This is a genomic window from Nodularia sp. UHCC 0506, assembly GCF_034931045.1.
Taxonomy (GTDB): Bacteria; Cyanobacteriota; Cyanobacteriia; order Cyanobacteriales; family Nostocaceae; genus Nodularia.
Map to the genome: position 1 here is coordinate 7,680 of NZ_JAYGHH010000038.1, position 4,672 is coordinate 12,351.

5 protein-coding genes are annotated in these 4,672 nt (G+C 43.8%); all 5 read right to left on the reverse strand.

What is annotated here, in order from left to right; translation table 11 throughout:
- Positions 1-33 precede the first annotated feature (33 nt).
- Complete coding sequence (gene arsJ / locus VB654_RS18275; RefSeq protein ID WP_323215229.1) at positions 34-1,293, reverse strand: organoarsenical effux MFS transporter ArsJ; 1,260 nt, start codon at positions 1,291-1,293, stop codon at positions 34-36.
- Between the two features lie 136 nt (positions 1,294-1,429).
- On the reverse strand, positions 1,430-2,440 hold the full coding sequence (locus VB654_RS18280; RefSeq protein ID WP_323215230.1) for an ArsJ-associated glyceraldehyde-3-phosphate dehydrogenase: 1,011 nt from the start codon (positions 2,438-2,440) through the stop codon (positions 1,430-1,432).
- A gap of 107 nt (positions 2,441-2,547) precedes the next feature.
- Positions 2,548-2,877 carry a metalloregulator ArsR/SmtB family transcription factor gene (locus VB654_RS18285; RefSeq protein WP_323215231.1) on the reverse strand — a complete coding sequence of 110 codons (330 nt, stop codon included), beginning with the start codon at positions 2,875-2,877 and terminating at the stop codon, positions 2,548-2,550.
- Between the two features lie 24 nt (positions 2,878-2,901).
- On the reverse strand, positions 2,902-4,113 hold the full coding sequence (locus VB654_RS18290; RefSeq protein ID WP_323215232.1) for an aspartate aminotransferase: 1,212 nt from the start codon (positions 4,111-4,113) through the stop codon (positions 2,902-2,904).
- The coding region (locus VB654_RS18295; protein WP_323215233.1) for an iron-containing alcohol dehydrogenase family protein at positions 4,110-4,672 on the reverse strand (563 nt) is incomplete at its 5' end. The genes VB654_RS18295 and VB654_RS18290, both read right to left, overlap by 4 nt.

A 4,672-nucleotide genomic window follows, 5' to 3' on the forward strand; every position in this document is an offset into this window, starting at 1 on the left:
CCCTGCTCCCTGCTCCCTGCTCCCCTGCTTCTTCTATTCTCCACCTTCGGCTTTCCATGCTATAGCTTGACTGGGTTTAGGATCAGGTAACTTTATAGTAACTAGTCCGGCTGCAAGTATGAGGAACATGGATGTCCACAGACAACCTACTAAGTCGAAATATTGAAAGACTAATCCTGATAGGACTGTGCCGGCTAATCTGCCACCGGAGTTAGCCATGTAGTAGAAACCGACGTTCAGGGCTACTTTATCGTCATCGGTGAAGGCTAACACTAGGTAGGAATGCACTGCGGAATTGAAGGCAAAGACTACACCAAATACCAGGAGTCCGCCAATAATTGCTATATTACCAGGTACACCTAATTGTAGAGCTAAGGCGATCGCAGCCGGAACAGCTGTGAGGGTAAATGTCCAAAACTGGATAGTTTTTGATTGGGGTGGTTGACCAGAACCAAATCGCTGGATTAACACTGGTGCTAAAAATTGAATAACGCCATAGCCAATTACCCAACAAGCCAAAAATCCACCAACTTGATAGAAAGACCAGCCTAAAGTCCCTCGCAAGAAAACCGGCAACCCGACCACAAACCAGACATCCCGTGAACCAAAGAGAAAAAATCGCGCCGCCGAGAGAATATTAATTTCTCTGCTTTTAGAAAAGAGTTGGCTAAACTTAACTTTTGCCTTGATTTTGCCCATACCTTTAGGCAACATCAACCCAGTGAATAAAATTAAGAATAGTCCCCCGGCCATTATCAACAGAGCATTCTTAAAACCAACAGAAGTTAAGAGAACACTACCAACAAAAAAGCCAACACCTTTGAGGGCATTCTTAGAACCCGTTAACACTGCCACCCACTTAAACAAAGATGACTGGGCTTCTTGGGGGACGACCAAGCGAATGGCACTTTTAGAACTCATTTTGGTTAAGTCTTTAGCAACCCCAGAAAAAGCCTGTGCCACCATCACATAACCCACGGCAATCCATTCAGACCAAGCCGGATTCAGCCATGACAGCATCACCATCGAGAAAACCTGCAACCCGATACCAGCGTAAAGCGTGATTTTTAATCCGAATTGAGAGCCAATCCAACCGCCTAAAAAGTTAGTAACAACGCCAAAAATTTCATAGAACAGAAATAAAGAAGCGATTTGTAATGGTGTGTAGCCAATACTGTTAAAATACAGCAGTACCAGCATTCGCAAAGCACCATCAGTGATAGTAAAACCCCAATAGGCCAGGGTAACAAGAACATAATTCTTGAGATTAGCGCGAGAAGCTGTAGAAGTCATAGTTTAGAGTGCTGAGTGCTAATACCATTTCCTTGTGACGAACCGCGTCAAACTTCTTCCTTCTTCCTTCTTCTTCTTTCTTTGCGTCCTTTGCGGTATGCGCTGCGCGCACGCTACGCGAACGTTCCTCATTTCACTAAAGACTCAAGGCAACCTTACGAGCCAGTTCAACCATGCGATTGGCATAACCCCATTCATTGTCATACCAAGCCAGGATTTTGACTTGAGTTTCATTCACCACCATTGTGGAGAGAGCATCAATAATTGAAGAACGAGGATCATCTTTGTAATCAATAGATACTAAAGGACGCTCTTCATAACCCAAAATATCTTTAAGTGGTTCTTGTTCAGAAGCTGCTTTCAACAAACTATTAACTTCATCTACTGTGGTCGGTCGCACCACTTCAAACACACAGTCTGTTAAAGAAGCATTCAATAATGGTACTCTCACAGCTAAACCGTTGAGCTTACCGTTAAGTTCAGGATAAATTAAACCAATTGCGGTTGCTGACCCTGTAGTTGTGGGAATCAGAGACATACTTGTAGCCCGCGCCCGACGCAAATCTTTATGAGGTGCATCGACAATAGTTTGAGTATTGGTATTGTCATGGATGGTGGTAATAATTCCATGCTTAATTCCCAAACCTTCATGAATGACTTTAACTACTGGGGCTAAACAGTTAGTAGTACAAGAGGCAGCAGTTAGTAAATGATGGTTATCCGGTTGATAGAGGTGGTCATTCACCCCCATGACAATATTTAAAGCTTCTTCTTTAACTGGCGCAGCGACAATTACCTTTTGTACGCCTCTTTTAAAATAGGGGTCGAGAGTCGCAGGTGTGCGGAATTTACCAGAGCATTCCAGCACCAAATCAACACTCAACTCATCCCAAGGAACTTCGCCTGGTTTGGCATAATCACTAAAATTTAGAGGTTTACCGTCAATTAATACCCGTTCCCCTTGGGCTTCTACTTCTGGTGTCCAACGTCCGTGAACAGAATCAAATTTCAGTAAGTGTGCAGCCGTTACAGCCCCACCTTTAATTTCATTGATATGGACAAACTCTAATTCTGGCCAACCCCAAGCAGCACGCAGAGCCAGCCTTCCGATTCGACCGAATCCGTTGATTCCTACACGAACTTTCATTTTTAGGGGTGATATTAAGTTTATGTTTATATCATTTCAAAAAAACTTGATATGTCAATCCCTATGAAGTCGATGTATACAAATATTCATCAATAAAAGTTGATGTATCAGGAAAAGTTATCACAACAACGCGCCGGAGATATTTGCCCTAATCGGCTATACTCTGCTAAGTATGCTTCTAAAATCGTAAATTGAGACACATTTAAACTGTAATAAATCCAGCGTCCTTCTTGACGGGCGTTCACTAAGCGGGCTTCTTTGAGAGTTTTGAGGTGAAAAGATAGTTTTGACTGATTCACCCCCAAAGCATCGCACAAATCACATACACACTGTTCTTGCTTTCGTAACAGTTCCAATACGCCAATCCTGATTGGGTCAGAAAGAGCATGAAAACCAGCAACAATTAAATGAGAATTGGTAGCAGAAGGGGTAGGCATCAGTGATATTTTCCAGGATATATTTTATTGTGAACTAGCGGCTACGGTTTCGGGTTGATAACGGATTCCAGCTTGTTTAAATCTGTGCAAAGCTTCACCCAAGCGATCGCAATCTGCGATTAAACTTATTCTGACATAGCCCTCACCGGCAACCCCAAAGGCATTACCAGGGGTGACAACAACGCCAGTTTGCTGCAATACATCCAAGGCGAAATCGGTAGAACCCATACCTACAGGACATTTCACCCACAGATACATAGTGGCGTTGGTTTTAGGAATATCCCAACCTAATTTTCCTAAACCTGCGATGAGAAAATCGCGGCGAGTACGATAGCGCTGTTGGACTTCATGCAAATAAACATCTGGTAGTTGCAAAGCTGTTTCAGCTGCGGTTTGCAAAGCTGCGAAAATGCCATAATCCAAGTTGGTTTTAAGAGTTCGCAAACCTTGAATAACATGGCGGTTCCCTACGACAAAACCCACACGCCAACCAGCCATATTGTAGGTTTTGGATAGGGTGTGAAACTCTACGCCAATTTCTTTCGCACCGGGAATTTCTAACAAGCTGGTGGGTTGATAACCATCAAAAGCTAACTCGGCGTAACATAAATCATGCACTAGCAAGATTTCATATTTCCGCGCAAAAGCTACGATGTCTTCAAAAAATTCACGGGGGGCGGTGGCAGCAGTAGGATTACTGGGATAATTGAAATAGAGAATTTTGGCTTGTTCGGCAACTGCATCGGGAATAGCCGCTAAATCAATTAACCAGTTATTCTCCGGTTTAAGAATCAAGTTGTGAATTTTCCCCCCAGCAATTAACGGCCCCCGAAAATGGGCGGGATAGGCGGGAGAAGGAACCAGAACAACATCACCAGGATTAATATAAGCGATCGCTAAATGAGTTAATCCTTCTTTAGAACCCAGTAAAGGTAAAGCCTCACTATCGGGATCAAGTATGACACCATAGCGGCGATTGTACCAATTAGTGATGGCACGGCGAAAACTCGCAGTCCCCTCAAAGGGCGGATAACCGTGATTAGCGGGATTTTGTAAAGCTGCCATCGCCGCTTCTACTACAGGCTTTGGTGTCGCCCCATCCGGGTTTCCCATGCCCAAATCAATTAAATCTAGTCCTTGTTCTCGTGCTTTGGCCTTAAGTTCATCCAAACGGGCAAAAACATAAGGTGGTAGCTGTTGTATTCGTTCTGCGGGGGTAATCCAATTCAAGCTCATTCCGAAACCTCTTCACTTATTCCCCTAGTGGAAACACGATTTGTCACATCTCTACTATCCGTTGGTGCAGTTGTAGAAACCATCGCTGCCATTAACTGTTCTAGTGCAACTTTAAACGGTAGTCGATGGATATCTGATTTAGGTTCTAAAGCAATTTCGGCGGCTGTTTGTAATTCTTGTAATGTAATGTTACTCAAACCTAAATCATTTAAATTCTTGGGCAATCCAATCTCTGCGTAGAACTTTAATAATTGTTGCCGTGCCGATGCCGCTAGTTGATTGCTTTGTAACATTTCTTCTAATCGCAGTTGCACCAAAATCCCGTAGGCAACTTTTTCACCGTGGATGCTGCTGTGTCCAGAAATGTGAGTTAAACCATTATGTACGGCATGGGCAGCAACGGTACGACACTGCGCCCCACCCATGCCGCCAATTACCCCAGCCAGTAACACGGTAGCATCTACAACTTCTTGCCAAACCTGACTACCTGGTTCTTTTAAAGCTGTAGCTGACTTTTGCAATAAGATATCTCGTAAAACTCGCGCTTGCTGGACTGCGG

Coding starts and splice junctions, on each gene's coding strand:
- arsJ (WP_323215229.1), bottom strand. CDS start 1,293: ATGACTTCTACAGCTTCTCGCGCTAATCTCAAGAATTATGTTCTTGTT.
- VB654_RS18280 (WP_323215230.1), bottom strand. CDS start 2,440: ATGAAAGTTCGTGTAGGAATCAACGGATTCGGTCGAATCGGAAGGCTG.
- VB654_RS18285 (WP_323215231.1), bottom strand. CDS start 2,877: ATGCCTACCCCTTCTGCTACCAATTCTCATTTAATTGTTGCTGGTTTT.
- VB654_RS18290 (WP_323215232.1), bottom strand. CDS start 4,113: ATGAGCTTGAATTGGATTACCCCCGCAGAACGAATACAACAGCTACCA.